Origin of the sequence: Escherichia sp. WS1152 (assembly GCF_046487665.1) — a bacterium.
GTDB classification, from domain to species: Bacteria; Pseudomonadota; Gammaproteobacteria; order Enterobacterales; family Enterobacteriaceae; genus Escherichia; species Escherichia coli.
This window is the reverse complement of the sequence record NZ_JBJQJA010000002.1, coordinates 119,247-135,320: the sequence shown is the minus strand read 5'-3', so window position 1 is coordinate 135,320 and position 16,074 is coordinate 119,247. Positions and strand designations below refer to the sequence as shown.

The 16,074-nt window shown below is 53.6% G+C and carries 16 protein-coding genes; 12 read left to right on the top strand and 4 right to left on the bottom strand.

Annotated elements, in window-relative coordinates; translation table 11 throughout:
- Positions 1-14: 14 nt before the first annotated feature.
- The 4 genes from ACJHW7_RS04555 to dapA all read right to left on the bottom strand — a co-directional run bounded on the left by ACJHW7_RS04555 (position 15) and on the right by dapA (position 3,901).
- Positions 15-878, bottom strand: a complete 864-nt coding sequence (locus ACJHW7_RS04555; RefSeq protein WP_021557070.1) for a neutral zinc metallopeptidase — start codon at positions 876-878, stop codon at positions 15-17.
- Between the two features lie 167 nt (positions 879-1,045).
- On the bottom strand, positions 1,046-1,759 hold the full coding sequence (purC, locus tag ACJHW7_RS04550; protein WP_001295467.1) for a phosphoribosylaminoimidazolesuccinocarboxamide synthase: 714 nt from the start codon (positions 1,757-1,759) through the stop codon (positions 1,046-1,048).
- A gap of 212 nt (positions 1,760-1,971) precedes the next feature.
- Entirely contained in the window at positions 1,972-3,006 is a 1,035-nt protein-coding gene (gene bamC, locus ACJHW7_RS04545) for an outer membrane protein assembly factor BamC (RefSeq protein ID WP_218355750.1), read from the bottom strand.
- A gap of 16 nt (positions 3,007-3,022) precedes the next feature.
- Positions 3,023-3,901, bottom strand: coding sequence for a 4-hydroxy-tetrahydrodipicolinate synthase (gene dapA / locus ACJHW7_RS04540; RefSeq protein ID WP_001295469.1), 879 nt, complete (start codon positions 3,899-3,901; stop codon positions 3,023-3,025).
- Positions 3,902-4,046: 145 nt separating this feature from the next.
- On the opposite strand from dapA, the gene ACJHW7_RS04535 reads away from it, so the two are divergent.
- From ACJHW7_RS04535 to hyfJ, 12 genes are all read left to right on the top strand, one after another.
- Positions 4,047-4,619: a glycine cleavage system transcriptional repressor gene (locus ACJHW7_RS04535; RefSeq protein ID WP_000176187.1), complete on the top strand. Its 573-nt coding sequence runs from the start codon at positions 4,047-4,049 to the stop codon at positions 4,617-4,619.
- Complete coding sequence (gene bcp / locus ACJHW7_RS04530) at positions 4,619-5,089, top strand: thioredoxin-dependent thiol peroxidase (protein ID WP_001068682.1); 471 nt, start codon at positions 4,619-4,621, stop codon at positions 5,087-5,089. The genes ACJHW7_RS04535 and bcp overlap by 1 nt, the downstream gene beginning before the upstream one ends.
- Before the next feature lie 252 nt (positions 5,090-5,341).
- A complete protein-coding gene (gene hyfA / locus ACJHW7_RS04525; protein ID WP_001400729.1) occupies positions 5,342-5,959 on the top strand; it encodes a hydrogenase 4 subunit HyfA in 618 nt (205 codons plus the stop codon).
- Positions 5,959-7,977: a hydrogenase 4 subunit B gene (gene hyfB, locus ACJHW7_RS04520; protein ID WP_021557071.1), complete on the top strand. Its 2,019-nt coding sequence runs from the start codon at positions 5,959-5,961 to the stop codon at positions 7,975-7,977. Before hyfA ends, hyfB begins: the two co-directional genes overlap by 1 nt.
- 10 nt (positions 7,978-7,987) lie before the next feature.
- Positions 7,988-8,935, top strand: coding sequence for a hydrogenase 4 subunit HyfC (gene hyfC, locus ACJHW7_RS04515; RefSeq protein ID WP_001441047.1), 948 nt, complete (start codon positions 7,988-7,990; stop codon positions 8,933-8,935).
- 16 nt (positions 8,936-8,951) lie between these two features.
- Positions 8,952-10,391, top strand: coding sequence for a hydrogenase 4 subunit HyfD (hyfD, locus tag ACJHW7_RS04510; protein WP_000429092.1), 1,440 nt, complete (start codon positions 8,952-8,954; stop codon positions 10,389-10,391).
- Between the two features lie 11 nt (positions 10,392-10,402).
- Entirely contained in the window at positions 10,403-11,053 is a 651-nt protein-coding gene (gene hyfE, locus ACJHW7_RS04505) for a hydrogenase 4 membrane subunit (RefSeq protein WP_021557072.1), read from the top strand.
- 4 nt (positions 11,054-11,057) lie between these two features.
- Positions 11,058-12,638: a hydrogenase 4 subunit F gene (gene hyfF, locus ACJHW7_RS04500; protein WP_021557073.1), complete on the top strand. Its 1,581-nt coding sequence runs from the start codon at positions 11,058-11,060 to the stop codon at positions 12,636-12,638.
- On the top strand, positions 12,628-14,343 hold the full coding sequence (gene hyfG, locus ACJHW7_RS04495; protein ID WP_021557074.1) for a hydrogenase 4 catalytic subunit HyfG: 1,716 nt from the start codon (positions 12,628-12,630) through the stop codon (positions 14,341-14,343). Before hyfF ends, hyfG begins: the two co-directional genes overlap by 11 nt.
- A 9-nt stretch (positions 14,344-14,352) precedes the next feature.
- Positions 14,353-14,898: a hydrogenase 4 subunit H gene (gene hyfH, locus ACJHW7_RS04490; protein WP_021557075.1), complete on the top strand. Its 546-nt coding sequence runs from the start codon at positions 14,353-14,355 to the stop codon at positions 14,896-14,898.
- Positions 14,895-15,653, top strand: a complete 759-nt coding sequence (gene hyfI / locus ACJHW7_RS04485; protein ID WP_000075558.1) for a hydrogenase 4 catalytic subunit HyfI — start codon at positions 14,895-14,897, stop codon at positions 15,651-15,653. The genes hyfH and hyfI overlap by 4 nt, the downstream gene beginning before the upstream one ends.
- The gene (hyfJ, locus tag ACJHW7_RS04480) at positions 15,646-16,059 is read left to right on the top strand and encodes a hydrogenase 4 assembly chaperone HyfJ (protein ID WP_021557076.1); all 414 of its coding nucleotides are present in this window, start codon (positions 15,646-15,648) and stop codon (positions 16,057-16,059) included. Before hyfI ends, hyfJ begins: the two co-directional genes overlap by 8 nt.
- Positions 16,060-16,074 lie beyond the last annotated feature (15 nt).

Genomic DNA, 16,074 nt, shown 5'->3' with positions numbered 1-16,074 from the left:
CCCTGCCCCGGAAGTTAAATGCTTTTACCAAAAGTATTGCATTGTGCCGGATCGCCGCTGTCGAAACCACGTTTAAACCAGCTGTAGCGTTGCTGAGAAGTGCCATGAGTGAAACTGTCTGGTACTACTCGCCCCTGACTTTGCTGTTGTAAACGGTCATCGCCGATGGCCTGCGCCGCGTTCAGCGCCTCTTCCAGATCGCCGGTTTCCAGAACGCCTTGCTGCTGCATACTATGCCCCCAGACACCGGCAAAACAGTCGGCCTGGAGTTCCATACGCACAGATAAGCGGTTCACTTCCGCCTGCGTCGCGTTTTGTTGCAGTTGACGAACTTTCGGCTCGATGCCTAACAGTTTCTGCACATGATGACCGACTTCATGGGCGATAACGTACCCCTGGGCAAAATCGCCATCCGCGCCAAGTTTGTCTTTCATGTCATCATAGAAGGAGAGATCGATATAAACCGTGCCATCCGCCGGGCAATAGAACGGCCCCATTATGGACTGGCCCGCCCCGCATCCGGTACGCGTCATTCCACGGTACATGACCAGCTTCGGTTGCTGATAGGTCTTACCCATCTTCTCGAACTGTTGTCCCCAGGTGTCTTCCGTGGTTGCCAGAATCACCGAGGTGAATTTTGCGGCTTCGTCTTCATTTGGGCTAATTGACCGCGTTGATTGCTGTTGAGAAACCGGCTGCCCGGTCACCAACCCGGTTAAATCAACGCCATAGTAGCCTGCAACCAGCACGACTATCAGTAAAATCAGCCCGCCTTTACCGCTCGGCAGACGGAAACCGGGACCGCCCATTGACGGACCGCCGGAGCTATTGCGCCTGTCTTCAACATTGTCACTTTCACGTCGCCCTTGCCAACGCATAGATACCTCAACAATATATTCATTATAGAAATGATCGTAGGTGGTTCAGAGGAAGATTACCACAGGAAAGCGGGATGAAATGGCGGAGGAATGAGCGTTCAATGCACATCTTACGAGAATGGTTGTCTTGCCGTGCCAGCAGCACGGCAAGATGATGAACAGAAAAATCAGTCCAGCTGTACACCCAGGCGGCGGGCGACGGCTTCATAGGCCTCGATCAGGCCACCGAGGCTCTGGCGGAAACGGTCTTTGTCCATTTTCTCCAGCGTTTCTTTGTCCCACAGGCGGCTACCGTCCGGGGAGAACTCATCACCCAGTACCACTTCGCCTTTGTACAGACCAAATTCCAGCTTGAAGTCGACCAGAATCAGACCAGCATCATCGAACAGTTTTTTCAGCACGTCGTTCGCTTTGTAGGTCAGCTCTTTCATACGCGCCAGGTTCTCTTTGCTCACCCAGCCAAAGGTTTCGCAGTAAGATTCGTTGACCATCGGATCGTGCATGGCGTCGTTTTTCAGGAACAGATCAAACAGCGGCGGGTTCAGCTCAATACCTTCTTCGATTCCAAGACGTTTCACCAGAGAGCCAGCAGCACGGTTACGCACGACACACTCAACCGGCACCATATCCAGCTTTTTCACCAGACATTCGGTATCGGAGAGCAGACGCTCCATTTGAGTCGGGATACCCGCTTCAGCCAGTTTGCTCATAATGAAGTAGTTGAACTTGTTGTTCACCATACCTTTGCGATCAAACTGCTCAATGCGCGCGCCATCCCCTGCTGACGTATCATTGCGGAATTCGAGCACCAACAGGTCCGGGTTTTCCGTGCTGTATACGGTTTTCGCTTTACCACGATACAACTCAGCTTGCTTTTGCATCTTTATCACTCCTGGGTGTGAATTAACGTTTTAAAATCTTTTGCTGTCTGGTGTGCCGGATGTTTTGTCGGATGCGGCGTGAACGCCTTATCCGAACTACGTCCGACAAACAAATTTCGTGCGAATTACCGCTAAAATCGCGTTTTCCTGCCGACGCACACGTTTGCGTATCATATCAGAAAAAAGGGCCGGATGATTCCAGCCCTGTATTTTTACTTGCTAAACGCAGCCTGGAAGACAGCTACCAGCGCGTCGTTCTGACTCTGAGTCAGAGTATGACCTTTCGGATCGATGAACTGTAGGCTGCTACGGTTATCTAAATCGCCAACCTGCAGTTTATAGTCACCGGATGCCAGGCCTGGATCGCTCGCGCCCAGTTCCTGCCAGTCGCTGTCAGACAGCGGCTTATAAGTTACGGCCATGTTGCCCTGCGAACGGGTGCTGTCGGTCACTTTCATGCCCACTTTTTCCAGCGCCGCTGGCAGACGTTGCCAAACCACATTGAACGGCCCGCGTACGACCAGCATTGGTAAACCGGTGTCATCAGCTGCACTTTGTACGTCCATAGTGGTGGAGGCACGATTTTGCGCAGCGTTCGCGGCGTCAGTGGCAGATTTATCCAGACCAGCGGAAATAACGTTCATCATCTCCGTGCTGTAACGCTGCATGGAAGCCACGTCTGCAACCGGTTTGCCCGCCTGTTCCAGGTTCAGCAGTTTAACCGTAACCGCCTGCTGATAACCCTGCGGCTTAACAGAGATTTGATAACGACCACGATACTGCTCGTCTTCGTCCAGACGGTTCCATTGTACCCAATCGGTGGTCAGTGTCTGACCAGCATCATCACGTTGGGTGATGGTGTAGTTTTTCGCCTGCAGCACGCTAACCACCTGCGGCCACAGAGTATTGCCACGACCATTTTCCACCAGCAATGAAGCGGTATCGCCCGTGAACTGGGTACGCGCGCCAGAAACCAGTGCCAGCGGCTGGGCTGGTGGACGAATGTCCAGCGCCTTACCGACAGCACCACTACCGTTGGTCACCGGGATTGCATAATCACCGGAGGTCACCGGCAAAATCATTCCAGCCGGGGCATGAAGCTCCGCAAGCGGTGCCGCTTCCAGGTAGGCTTCATCACCACTGACCTGACGCTTATAGCGTGAGTCAGAACTACAGGCAGCGAGTAATAAAACAAGCGAAACACCCGCAACCTTTGCCAGGCGCGACTTTTGAACAGAGTAAGCCATCAAATCTCCCTAAACTTTACAGCAAACCGGCATGCTTAAGCGCCGCTCTGACCGTCTCACGACCACTGTCGGTGATTGGTGTCATTGGCAGGCGCAGCGTATCGGTCGCCACAAGACCCAGTTCCTTACATGCCCATTTCACCGGGATTGGATTGGGTTCGACAAATAGTTTGTTGTGTAATGGCATCAGACGCTGATTAATAACGCGTGCCTCGGCAAAATGCCCTTCTGCTGCCAGTTTGCACATCTGGGCCATATCACGCGCTGCGACGTTAGCCGTAACGGAAATAACCCCATGACCGCCTAATTGCATGAAGTCCAGCGCGCTCGCATCATCGCCGCTCAGCAGAACAAAATCATCTGAAACCAGCTCTTTGATCTGGTTTACACGCGTTAAGTTCCCTGTTGCCTCTTTGATTCCGATAATATTTTTTACTTTCGCCAGACGGCCCACCGTTTCCGGGAGCAGATCGCAGCCAGTACGGGACGGCACATTATACAGAATTTGCGGCAGGTCAGTATGCTCAGCGATGGCTTTGAAATGCTGATACAAACCTTCTTGCGACGGACGATTGTAGTAAGGGGTTACCGTCAGGCAGCCGACGATACCACTGTCATTGAAGCGCTGCGTCAGGCTAATGGCTTCCGCAGTAGCGTTAGCACCGGTCCCGGCAATCACCGGAATGCGCCCGTCAGCCAGCTCCAGCGTCATCATCACCACATCAGCATGTTCGTCATGATTTAAGGTAGCGGACTCGCCAGTGGTGCCAACAGAAACGATCGCCGAAGTACCGCTGGCGACATGATAATCAATCAGTTTTTTCAAGCTAGCCCGACAGACATTACCTTTTTCATCCATCGGAGTAACAATCGCGACAATACTTCCCGTGAACATGGGCCATCCTCTGTGCAAACAAGTGTCTCAATGGTACGTTTGGTATGGCATTAAAAGCAAGCAGACAGAACCGTTCTGATTGTTGTATGCATGTTTTTTTTATGCTTTCCTTAAGAACAACTCACCCCTTAAAGGAATAACCAGTTTGACACTGTCATCGCAACATTATCTGGTGATCACTGCGTTGGGTGCCGATCGCCCTGGAATTGTGAACACCATCACCCGTCATGTCAGTAGTTGCGGCTGTAATATTGAAGACAGTCGCCTGGCGATGCTGGGAGAAGAGTTCACGTTTATCATGCTGCTTTCCGGTTCATGGAATGCCATTACTCTGATTGAATCAACGTTACCGTTGAAAGGTGCCGAACTGGATCTTTTAATCGTGATGAAGCGCACGACGGCGCGTCCGCGTCCGCCAATGCCAGCATCTGTCTGGGTTCAGGTCGATGTTGCAGACTCCCCGCATTTAATTGAACGCTTCACAGCACTTTTCGACGCGCATCATATGAACATTGCGGAGCTGGTGTCGCGCACACAACCTGCTGAAAATGAACGGGCTGCGCAGTTGCATATTCAGATTACTGCCCACAGCCCCGCATCTGCGGACGCAGCAAATATTGAGCAAGCGTTCAAAGCCCTATGTACAGAACTCAATGCACAAGGCAGTATTAACGTCGTCAATTATTCCCAACATGATGAACAGGATGGAGTTAAGTAATGAATCCACTGAAAGCCGGTGATATCGCACCGAAATTTAGCTTGCCGGATCAAGACGGAGAACAAGTTAATTTGACCGACTTCCAGGGACAGCGTGTTCTGGTTTATTTCTACCCGAAAGCCATGACCCCCGGCTGTACCGTACAGGCCTGCGGCTTACGCGATAACATGGATGAGTTGAAAAAAGCGGGCGTTGATGTGCTGGGTATCAGCACCGATAAACCCGAAAAACTCTCCCGTTTTGCGGAAAAAGAGCTGCTTAACTTTACGCTCCTGTCTGATGAGGACCACCAGGTGTGCGAGCAATTCGGCGTCTGGGGGGAAAAGTCCTTCATGGGCAAAACCTACGATGGTATTCATCGCATCAGCTTCCTGATTGACGCTGATGGCAAAATCGAACATGTCTTTGACGATTTCAAAACCAGCAATCACCACGACGTTGTGCTGAACTGGCTGAAAGAACACGCCTGATTACTTTGCTCCATTCCGTGCTGGCTGCGCTTGCGGTCAGCACACCTCACTTATCGTGATCAAGATCACATTCTCGCTTTCCCCTGCGACACGGGTGTCGAATCCATTTTTTGCTGAACGTTAATGACCATCATTTTTGTACCGTTCAGAATCCAGTTAATTCATAACTTATTGAATATATTAAATTAATCAGACTGGCATCCTTTATGCAATATGAAATGCAATGTTTCATATCATTTTCAAGGAGCCGACATGAACCGCTTTGTGGTGGCCGAACCACTGTGGTGTACAGGATGTAATACCTGTCTCGCTGCCTGTTCGGACGTGCATAAAACGCAAGGTTTACAGCAACACCCGCGCCTGGCCCTGGCGAAGACGTCAACACTCACTGCCCCTGTCGTGTGTCATCACTGTGAGGAAGCCCCTTGCCTGCAGGTCTGCCCGGTCAATGCCATCTCCCAGAGGGATGATGCGATCCAACTCAACGAAAGCCTCTGTATTGGCTGCAAGCTTTGCGCCGTGGTCTGCCCATTTGGCGCAATCAGCGCTTCAGGAAGCCGTCCGGTGAATGCCCCTGCGCAATATGTTTTTCAGGCTGAAGGCTCACTCAAAGACGGCGAAGAAAACGCGCCAACCCAACATGCTTTGCTGCGCTGGGAACCGGGTGTCCAGACCGTCGCGGTGAAATGCGACCTGTGTGATTTCTTGCCACAAGGTCCGGCCTGCGTTCGCGCTTGCCCGAATCAGGCGTTACGGCTGATCACCGACGATAGCCTGCAACGTCAGATGAAAGAAAAACAGCGCCTTGCCGCAAGCTGGTTTGCCAATGGCGGGGAGGATCCCCTTTCCCTCACTCAGGAGCAACGCTAATGGATGCCCTGCAATTATTAACCTGGTCGCTGATCCTCTATCTGTTTGCCAGTCTGGCTTCGCTGTTTTTACTCGGTCTGGACAGACTGGCTATTAAGCTTTCCGGCATCACATCGCTGGTGGGCGGCGTGATTGGCATCATCAGCGGAATTACGCAATTACATGCAGGCGTAACTTTAGTCGCCCGTTTTGCCACCCCTTTTGACTTTGCCGATTTAACCCTGCGAATGGATAGCCTCTCGGCATTTATGGTGCTGGTTATCTCCTTGCTGGTGGTGGTTTGTTCGCTCTATTCATTGACTTATATGCGCGAATACGAGGGCAAAGGCGCGGCGGCGATGGGCTTCTTTATGAATATTTTCATCGCATCGATGGTTGCCCTGCTGGTGATGGACAACGCTTTTTGGTTCATCGTGCTGTTTGAAATGATGTCGCTGTCTTCCTGGTTTCTGGTCATTGCCAGGCAGGATAAAACGTCGATCAACGCTGGCATGCTCTACTTTTTTATCGCCCACGCCGGATCGGTGCTGATTATGATCGCCTTCTTGCTGATGGGGCGCGAAAGCGGCAGCCTCGATTTTGCCAGTTTCCGCACGCTTTCACTTTCTCCGGGGCTGGCGTCGGCGGTGTTCCTGCTGGCCTTTTTCGGTTTTGGCGCGAAAGCCGGGATGATGCCGTTGCACAGCTGGTTGCCGCGCGCTCACCCTGCCGCACCATCGCACGCTTCGGCGTTGATGTCTGGCGTAATGGTCAAAATCGGTATTTTCGGCATCCTGAAAGTAGCGATGGATCTGCTGGCGCAAACGGGTTTGCCTCTGTGGTGGGGCATTCTGGTGATGGCGATCGGCGCAATCTCCGCGCTCCTGGGCGTGCTATATGCGCTGGCGGAACAGGATATCAAACGGCTGCTGGCCTGGAGTACCGTCGAAAACGTCGGCATTATTTTGCTGGCAGTCGGTGTGGCGATGGTCGGTCTGTCACTGCACGACCCGCTGCTCACCGTGGTTGGACTGCTCGGCGCACTGTTTCATCTGCTCAACCATGCGCTGTTCAAAGGGCTGCTATTTCTCGGCGCGGGCGCGATTATTTCGCGTTTGCATACCCACGACATGGAAAAAATGGGGGCACTGGCGAAACGGATGCCGTGGACAGCCGCAGCATGCCTGATTGGTTGCCTCGCGATATCAGCCCTTCCTCCGCTGAATGGTTTTATCAGCGAATGGTACACCTGGCAGTCGCTGTTCTCACTAAGTCGTGTGGAAGCCGTAGCGCTACAACTTGCGGGTCCTATTGCTATGGTAATGCTGGCAGTCACTGGTGGGCTGGCAGTAATGTGCTTCGTAAAAATGTACGGTATTACTTTCTGTGGTGCGCCGCGCAGTACACACGCTGAAGAGGCACAGGAAGTGCCAAATACGATGATCGTCGCCATGCTACTGCTCGCGGCACTCTGCGTATTAATTGCGCTTAGTGCCAGTTGGCTGGCACCGAAGATAATGCATATTGCCCATGCGTTTACCGATACCCCTCCCGTCACTGTCGCCAGCGGAATAGCACTTGTACCCGGCACGTTTCATACACAGGTCACCCCCTCATTACTGTTGCTGTTACTACTGGCGATGCCTTTGCTGCCTGGCCTTTACTGGCTGTGGTGTCGTTCGCGCCGCGCAGCGTTTCGTCGCACAGGAGATGCCTGGGCATGCGGCTACGGCTGGGAAAATGCGATGGCCCCGTCAGGCAATGGCGTGATGCAGCCGCTGCGTGTGGTCTTTTCTGCGCTATTTCGTCTACGACAACAGCTCGACCCTACGCTGAGGCTAAATAAAGGTCTTGCGCACGTCACCGCCAGGGCCCAGAGCACAGAACCCTTCTGGGATGAGCGGGTGATCCGCCCCATCGTGAGCGCCACCCAACAGCTGGCCAAAGAAATACAGCATCTGCAAAGCGGCGACTTTCGTCTCTATTGCCTGTATGTGGTCGCCGCACTGGTTGTGCTGCTAATCGCTATTGTCGTCTAAGGAAATAACCATGAGACAAACTCTTTGCGACGGATATTTGGTCATTTTTGCGTTAGCACAGGCCGTGATTCTGCTGATGCTAACCCCACTTTTTACGGGTATTTCCCGGCAGATACGCGCGCGAATGCACTCCCGCCGCGGACCGGGGATCTGGCAGGATTATCGCGATATCCACAAACTGTTTAAACGGCAGGAAGTTGCGCCGACATCTTCAGGTCTGATGTTCCGCCTGATGCCGTGGGTATTAATCAGCAGCATGCTGGTGCTGGCGATGGCCCTACCACTATTTATTACCGTTTCCCCTTTTGCGGGCGGCGGCGATCTGATCACCCTTATCTATCTTCTTGCCCTGTTTCGTTTTTTCTTTGCTCTTTCAGGGCTGGATACCGGAAGCCCGTTTGCGGGAGTCGGTGCCAGTCGCGAGTTGACGCTCGGCATTCTGGTCGAACCCATGCTCATTCTCTCACTGCTGGTATTGGCGCTGATAGCAGGTTCCACGCATATCGAGATGATCAGCAATACGCTGGCAACGGGCTGGAACTCGCCGCTAACCACCGTACTGGCGTTACTGGCCTGTGGTTTTGCCTGCTTCATTGAGATGGGAAAAATTCCCTTTGATGTTGCTGAAGCAGAACAGGAATTACAGGAAGGCCCGCTGACCGAATATTCCGGTGCCGGGCTGGCGCTAGCGAAATGGGGGCTGGGGCTGAAACAGGTCGTGATGGCAGCACTGTTTGTGGCCCTGTTTCTGCCCTTTGGGCGCGCGCAAGAGCTTTCTCTCGCCTGCCTGCTGACTTCACTTGTCGTTACGCTGCTCAAGGTTTTGCTGATTTTTGTTCTGGCCTCTATCGCAGAAAACACGCTGGCACGCGGGCGTTTTTTACTCATTCACCATGTGACCTGGCTTGGCTTCAGCCTTGCTGCGCTTGCATGGGTCTTCTGGTTAACCGGTCTGTAAGGAGCACTGACGGAATATGGAAAATCTTGCTCTGACGACGTTATTGCTGCCTTTTATCGGCGCACTGGTCGTTTCGTTTTCGCCACAACGTCGGGCCGCCGAATGGGGGGTTTTGTTCGCCGCGCTGACCACGCTGTGCATGTTGTCGCTGATCTCCGCGTTTTATCAGGCCGATAAAGTTGCCGTCACGTTGACGTTGGTCAACGTGGGGGATGTGGCATTGTTTGGCCTGGTCATTGATCGCGTGAGTACGCTGATTCTGTTTGTGGTGGTGTTTCTCGGTTTGCTGGTCACGATCTACTCCACGGGTTATCTGTCGGATAAAAATCGCGAACACCCGCATAACGGCACGAATCGTTATTACGCATTTTTGCTGGTGTTTATCGGCGCGATGGCGGGACTGGTACTCTCCTTGACGCTGCTCGGTCAGTTGTTGTTTTTTGAAATTACGGGCGGCTGCTCCTGGGCGTTGATCAGTTATTACCAGAGCGATAAAGCGCAGCGTTCAGCACTAAAAGCGTTGCTTATCACCCATATCGGTTCGTTGGGGTTGTATCTTGCCGCCGCCACGCTGTTTTTGCAGACCGGAACGTTTGCGCTTAGCGCGATGAGCGAGTTACACGGCGACGCACGTTATCTGGTTTATGGCGGCATCCTGTTTGCCGCGTGGGGGAAATCGGCCCAGCTACCGATGCAAGCGTGGCTACCGGACGCAATGGAAGCGCCAACACCGATCAGCGCCTATCTCCACGCCGCATCGATGGTGAAAGTGGGCGTTTACATTTTTGCCCGCGCCATTATCGACGGCGGCAATATCCCGCATGTGATTGGCGGCGTTGGCATGGTCATGGCGCTGGTCACCATTCTTTATGGATTTCTGATGTATTTGCCACAGCAGGATATGAAGCGGTTGCTGGCCTGGTCGACCATCACTCAACTTGGCTGGATGTTCTTCGGCTTGTCGCTCTCCATCTTCGGCTCGCGGCTGGCGCTGGAGGGTAGCATCGCCTACATCGTCAACCACGCGTTCGCTAAAAGCCTGTTTTTCCTTGTAGCAGGTGCGCTGAGTTACAGCTGCGGCACGCGCTTGTTGCCGCGTCTGCGTGGCGTATTGCACACCCTGCCGTTGCCAGGCGTGGGTTTCTGCGTGGCAGCGCTGGCGATTACCGGCGTACCGCCGTTCAACGGCTTCTTCAGTAAATTCCCGCTTTTTGCCGCCGGTTTTGCGTTGTCAGTGGAGTACTGGATCCTGCTGCCCGCCATGATTCTGCTGATGATTGAATCGGTCGCCAGTTTCGCCTGGTTTATTCGCTGGTTTGGTCGCGTCGTCCCCGGCAAACCGAGCGAGGCCGTCGCCGATGCCGCACCGCTGCCAGGGTCAATGCGCCTGGTGCTGATTGTACTGATTGTGATGTCGCTGATTTCCAGCGTAATCGCCGCGACCTGGTTGCAGTAAGGAGATGATGAATGGCCGGTTCTATGATCGTAAATAATCTAGCGGGACTGATGATGCTGACATCGCTGTTTGTGATTAGCGTCAAAAGCTATCGCCTGTCATGCGGATTTTACGCCTGCCAGTCGCTGGTGCTGGTGTCTATTTTCGCCACCCTCTCGTGCCTGTTCGCCGCAGAGCAACTGCTGATCTGGTCCGCCAGCGCCTTTATCACCAAAGTGCTGCTGGTACCGTTAATCATGACTTACGCTGCACGAAATATTCCCCAGAACATCCCGGAAAAAGCCTTATTCGGTCCGGCAATGATGGCACTGCTCGCGGCGTTAATTGTCCTGCTTTGCGCATTTGTCGTTCAGCCCGTGAAGCTACCGATGGCTACCGGGCTGAAACCGGCGCTGGCGGTGGCGTTAGGTCATTTTCTGCTTGGCCTGCTGTGCATTGTTAGCCAGCGCAATATCCTGCGGCAAATTTTTGGTTACTGCCTGATGGAAAACGGCTCCCATCTGGTGCTGGCGCTTCTAGCCTGGCGTGCACCGGAACTGGTGGAAATTGGTATCGCTACCGACGCCATCTTCGCCGTCATTGTGATGGTGTTACTGGCAAGAAAAATATGGCGTACCCACGGCACGCTGGACGTGAACAACTTGACCGCGCTGAAGGGATAATGAGATGAGTTATTCTGTGATGTTCGCTTTACTCCTGCTCACGCCGCTGCTTTTTTCGCTGCTCTGTTTTGCCTGCCGGAAACGGGGGCACTCTGCGACTCGCACGGTGACAGTATTACATTGCTTAGGGATCACACTGCTGCTGATTCTGGCACTCTGGGTGGTCCAAACTGCCGCTGATGCAGGAGAAATATTCGCTGCGGGACTGTGGCTTCATATTGATGGTCTGGGCGGTTTGTTCCTCGCCATTCTTGGTGTGATTGGCTTTCTCACCGGTGTTTACTCGATTGGCTACATGCGTCATGAAGTGGCACACGGCGAGCTTTCACCCGTTACGCTGTGCGATTACTACGGTTTCTTCCATCTGTTTTTGTTCACCATGCTGCTGGTTGTTACCAGCAATAACCTGATTGTGATGTGGGCGGCGATCGAAGCCACCACCTTAAGCTCGGCGTTTCTGGTAGGCATTTACGGTCAGCGTTCATCGCTGGAAGCAGCATGGAAGTACATCATTATTTGTACTGTTGGTGTCGCTTTTGGTCTGTTCGGTACCGTGCTGGTATACGCCAACGCCGCCAGCGTTATGCCGCAGGCAGAAATGGCGATATTCTGGAGCGAGGTTCTTAAGCAATCGTCCTTGCTTGACCCAACATTAATGCTGTTGGCCTTTGTGTTTGTGCTAATTGGCTTTGGCACTAAAACCGGGCTATTCCCCATGCACGCCTGGCTGCCAGATGCTCACAGTGAAGCGCCGAGTCCGGTCAGCGCCCTGCTCTCCGCCGTATTGCTGAACTGCGCGCTGTTGGTGCTTATTCGCTATTACATCATTATTTGCCAGGCCATCGGCAGCGATTTCCCCAACCGGTTATTGCTCATCTTCGGCATGTTGTCGGTTGCCGTGGCGGCATTTTTCATTCTGGTACAGCGGGACATTAAGCGTCTGCTGGCGTACTCCAGCGTGGAGAACATGGGACTGGTCGCGGTGGCGTTAGGCATTGGCGGGCCGCTGGGAATTTTTGCCGCGCTGCTGCACACCTTAAACCACAGTCTGGTAAAAACGCTGCTGTTCTGCGGTTCCGGCAATGTACTGCTCAAGTACGGCACACGCGATCTCAACGTCGTCTGTGGGATGCTCAAAATCATGCCATTTACCGCCGTGCTGTTTGGCGGCGGTGCGCTGGCGCTGGCAGGGATGCCGCCCTTCAACATTTTTCTTAGCGAATTTATGACCGTTACCGCCGGACTGGCACGTAATCATCTGCTGATTATCGTCCTGCTGTTATTGCTGTTAACGCTGGTGCTGGCGGGCCTGGTACGGATGGCTGCGCGGGTGTTAATGGCGAAACCGCCGCAGGCCGTTAACCGGGGTGATCTCGGCTGGTTGACCACCTCGCCAATGGTGATTCTGCTGGTCATGATGCTGGCGATGGGAACGCATATTCCACAACCTGTCATCAGGATCCTGGCGGGCGCTTCCACTATAGTCCTCTCAGGGACGCACGACCTGCCTGCACAACGTAGCACCTGGCATGATTTTTTGCCTTCAGGCACCGCATCTGTTTCGGAGAAACACAGTGAACGTTAATTCATCGTCAAATCGTGGCGAAGCGATTCTCGCCGCCCTGAAAACGCAGTTCCCCGGCGCGGTGCTGGATGAAGAGCGACAAACGCCTGAACAGGTCACCATTACGGTGAAAATCAATCTGCTGCCTGACGTTGTACAGTATCTTTATTATCAACATGATGGCTGGCTTCCGGTCCTGTTTGGCAACGACGAGCGGACACTTAACGGTCATTACGCGGTTTATTATGCCCTTTCTATGGAAGGGGCCGAAAAATGCTGGATCGTGGTGAAGGCACTGGTCGATGCCGACAGTCGGGAGTTTCCGTCAGTCACACCGCGCGTCCCTGCCGCGGTCTGGGGCGAGCGAGAAATTCGCGATATGTACGGGCTGATTCCGGTTGGCCTGCCGGATCAGCGTCGCCTGGTGTTGCCCGATGACTGGCCGGAAGATATGCATCCGCTGCGCAAAGATGCGATGGATTATCGACTGCGCCCTGAACCGACGACTGATTCCGAAACGTATCCGTTTATCAATAAGGGCAACAGCGATGCGCGGGTGATCCCTGTCGGCCCGCTGCATATCACCTCCGATGAACCGGGTCACTTCCGCTTGTTTGTGGATGGCGAGCAAATTGTCGATGCTGATTACCGCCTGTTTTATGTCCATCGCGGCATGGAGAAACTGGCAGAAACGCGGATGGGCTACAACGAAGTGACCTTCTTATCGGACCGCGTGTGTGGGATTTGCGGTTTTGCCCACAGTGTGGCCTATACCAACTCGGTTGAAAATGCACTGAGGATTGAGGTGCCGCAACGAGCGCATACCATTCGCTCGATTCTGCTGGAAGTCGAACGGTTACACAGTCATTTGCTCAACCTTGGCCTCTCCTGCCATTTTGTTGGTTTTGATACCGGCTTTATGCAATTTTTCCGCGTGCGGGAAAAGTCGATGACAATGGCGGAATTGCTGACCGGGTCGCGTAAAACCTACGGTCTGAATCTGATTGGTGGTGTTCGCCGCGATATTCTCAAAGAGCAACGTCTGCAAACGCTGAAACTGGTGCGCGAGATGCGCGCCGACGTGTCGGAGCTGGTAGAAATGCTGCTTGCCACGCCGAATATGGAACAACGCACTCAGGGCATTGGCATTCTAGACCGACAAATCGCCCGTGATTATAGCCCTGTAGGGCCGCTGATCCGCGGCAGTGGTTTTGCCCGTGATTTGCGCTTTGATCACCCCTACGCCGACTACGGCAATATTCCAAAAACACTGTTTACCTTCACCGGCGGCGATGTTTTCTCCCGCGTGATGGTCCGTGTCAAAGAGACGTTTGATTCGCTGGCAATGCTGGAATTTGCTCTCGACAACATGCCGGATACCCCACTGCTGACCGAAGGCTTTAGCTATAAACCTCACGCATTCGCGCTCGGCTTTGTTGAAGCGCCACGCGGTGAAGACGTGCACTGGAGCATGCTCGGTGATAACCAAAAATTGTTCCGCTGGCGCTGTCGTGCCGCCACCTACGCCAACTGGCCGGTGCTGCGTTACATGCTACGCGGCAATACCGTTTCTGACGCACCGCTGATTATCGGTAGCCTTGATCCCTGCTACTCCTGTACCGACCGTGTGACGCTGGTTGATGTGCGCAAGCGCCAGTCAAAAACCGTGCCGTATAAAGAGATCGAACGCTACGGCATTGATCGTAACCGTTCGCCGCTGAAGTAAGGACAGAAGATGCTGAAGTTACTGAAAACTATTATGCGCGCCGGAACCGCGACGGTGAAATATCCCTTCGCGCCACTGAAGGTCAGCCCAGGCTTTCGCGGGAAACCGGACCTGATGCCCAGCCAATGTATTGCCTGTGGTGCCTGCGCCTGTGCTTGTCCGGCAAATGCGCTGACTATCCAGACCGACGACCAGCAAAATTCGCGCACCTGGCAGCTCTATCTGGGGCGTTGTATTTACTGCGGACGTTGTGAAGAAGTGTGCCCGACCAGAGCCATCCAGCTTACCAATAACTTTGAACTGACCGTCACCAATAAAGCCGATCTCTATACCCGCGCGACGTTCCATCTACAACGTTGCAGCCGTTGCGAACGCCCGTTTGCCCCGCAAAAAACCGTCGCACTGGCTGCTGAATTGTTGGCACAGCAACAAAATGCGCCACAAAACCACGAAATGTTGCGGGCGCAAGCGAGCGTCTGCCCGGAGTGCAAACAACGCGCGGCGCTGATCAACGACGATACAGATGTACCGCTGGTGGCTAAGGAGCAGCTATGAGTCCAGTGCTTACACAACATGTCAGCCAGCCCATCACGCTGGACGAGCAAACGCAAAAGATGAAGCGGCATTTGCTACAGGATATCCGTCGCTCAGCCTACGTTTATCGCGTCGATTGCGGCGGCTGCAACGCCTGTGAAATCGAAATTTTTGCCGCCATCACACCAGTATTCGACGCAGAACGTTTTGGCATTAAGGTTGTTTCATCACCGCGTCACGCCGATATTTTGTTATTTACTGGCGCAGTCACCCGGGCGATGCGTATGCCTGCACTTCGGGCGTATGAGTCTGCCCCCGATCATAAAATCTGTGTTTCCTACGGCGCGTGCGGTGTCGGCGGCGGTATTTTCCACGATCTCTACAGCGTCTGGGGCGGCAGCGACACCATTGTCCCCATTGATGTTTGGATCCCCGGCTGCCCGCCAACACCGGCCGCCACCATTCACGGTTTCGCCGTGGCGCTCGGTTTGCTGCAACAGAAGATTCACGCGGTGGATTATCGCGATCCCACCGGGGTGACTATGCAACCGTTGTGGCCGCAGATCCCGCCATCACAGCGTATCGCCATTGAGCGAGAAGCGCGGCGGCTGGCGGGCTATCGTCAGGGGCGAGAAATTTGCGATCGGCTCCTGCGCCATTTAAGCGACGATCCTACAGGAAATCGGGTTAACACCTGGTTGCGCGATGCCGACGATCCACGTCTCAATAGTATCGTTCAGCAACTCTTTCGCGTACTCCGGGGGTTACATGACTGAAGAGTGCGGGGAAATTGTTTTCTGGACGCTGCGAAAAAAATTTATCGCCAGTAGCGACGAGATGCCGGAACACAGCTCCCAGGTAATGTATTACTCGTTGGCTATCGGTCATCACGTTGGCGTGATTGATTGTCTGAATGTCGCCTTCCGCTGCCCACTGACGGAATACGAAGATTGGCTTGCACTGGTCGAAGAGGAGCAAGCCCGACGTAAGATGCTGGGGGTGATGACTTTTGGTGAGATTGTTATTGACACCAGCCACACCGCCCTGTTGACCCGGGCATTCGCGCCACTGGCGGATGACGCGACGTCTGTGTGGCAGGCGCGTAGCATTCAATTCATTCATCTGTTGGATGAAATTGTGCAGGAACCGGCCATCTATCTGATGGCCAGAAAAATTGCGTGAGAAGGATTTCTCATT

Bases quoted from the DNA above. Each gene is read 5' to 3' on its own strand.
- hyfE (WP_021557072.1), top strand. From the start codon at position 10,403: ATGGCCGGTTCTATGATCGTAAATAATCTAGCGGGACTGATGATGCTG.
- dapA (WP_001295469.1), bottom strand. From the start codon at position 3,901: ATGTTCACGGGAAGTATTGTCGCGATTGTTACTCCGATGGATGAAAAA.
- hyfI (WP_000075558.1), top strand. From the start codon at position 14,895: ATGAGTCCAGTGCTTACACAACATGTCAGCCAGCCCATCACGCTGGAC.
- hyfB (WP_021557071.1), top strand. From the start codon at position 5,959: ATGGATGCCCTGCAATTATTAACCTGGTCGCTGATCCTCTATCTGTTT.
- hyfH (WP_021557075.1), top strand. From the start codon at position 14,353: ATGCTGAAGTTACTGAAAACTATTATGCGCGCCGGAACCGCGACGGTG.
- hyfF (WP_021557073.1), top strand. From the start codon at position 11,058: ATGAGTTATTCTGTGATGTTCGCTTTACTCCTGCTCACGCCGCTGCTT.
- bamC (WP_218355750.1), bottom strand. From the start codon at position 3,006: ATGGCTTACTCTGTTCAAAAGTCGCGCCTGGCAAAGGTTGCGGGTGTT.
- hyfJ (WP_021557076.1), top strand. From the start codon at position 15,646: ATGACTGAAGAGTGCGGGGAAATTGTTTTCTGGACGCTGCGAAAAAAA.
- ACJHW7_RS04555 (WP_021557070.1), bottom strand. From the start codon at position 878: ATGCGTTGGCAAGGGCGACGTGAAAGTGACAATGTTGAAGACAGGCGC.
- purC (WP_001295467.1), bottom strand. From the start codon at position 1,759: ATGCAAAAGCAAGCTGAGTTGTATCGTGGTAAAGCGAAAACCGTATAC.
- hyfD (WP_000429092.1), top strand. From the start codon at position 8,952: ATGGAAAATCTTGCTCTGACGACGTTATTGCTGCCTTTTATCGGCGCA.
- hyfC (WP_001441047.1), top strand. From the start codon at position 7,988: ATGAGACAAACTCTTTGCGACGGATATTTGGTCATTTTTGCGTTAGCA.
- hyfA (WP_001400729.1), top strand. From the start codon at position 5,342: ATGAACCGCTTTGTGGTGGCCGAACCACTGTGGTGTACAGGATGTAAT.
- bcp (WP_001068682.1), top strand. From the start codon at position 4,619: ATGAATCCACTGAAAGCCGGTGATATCGCACCGAAATTTAGCTTGCCG.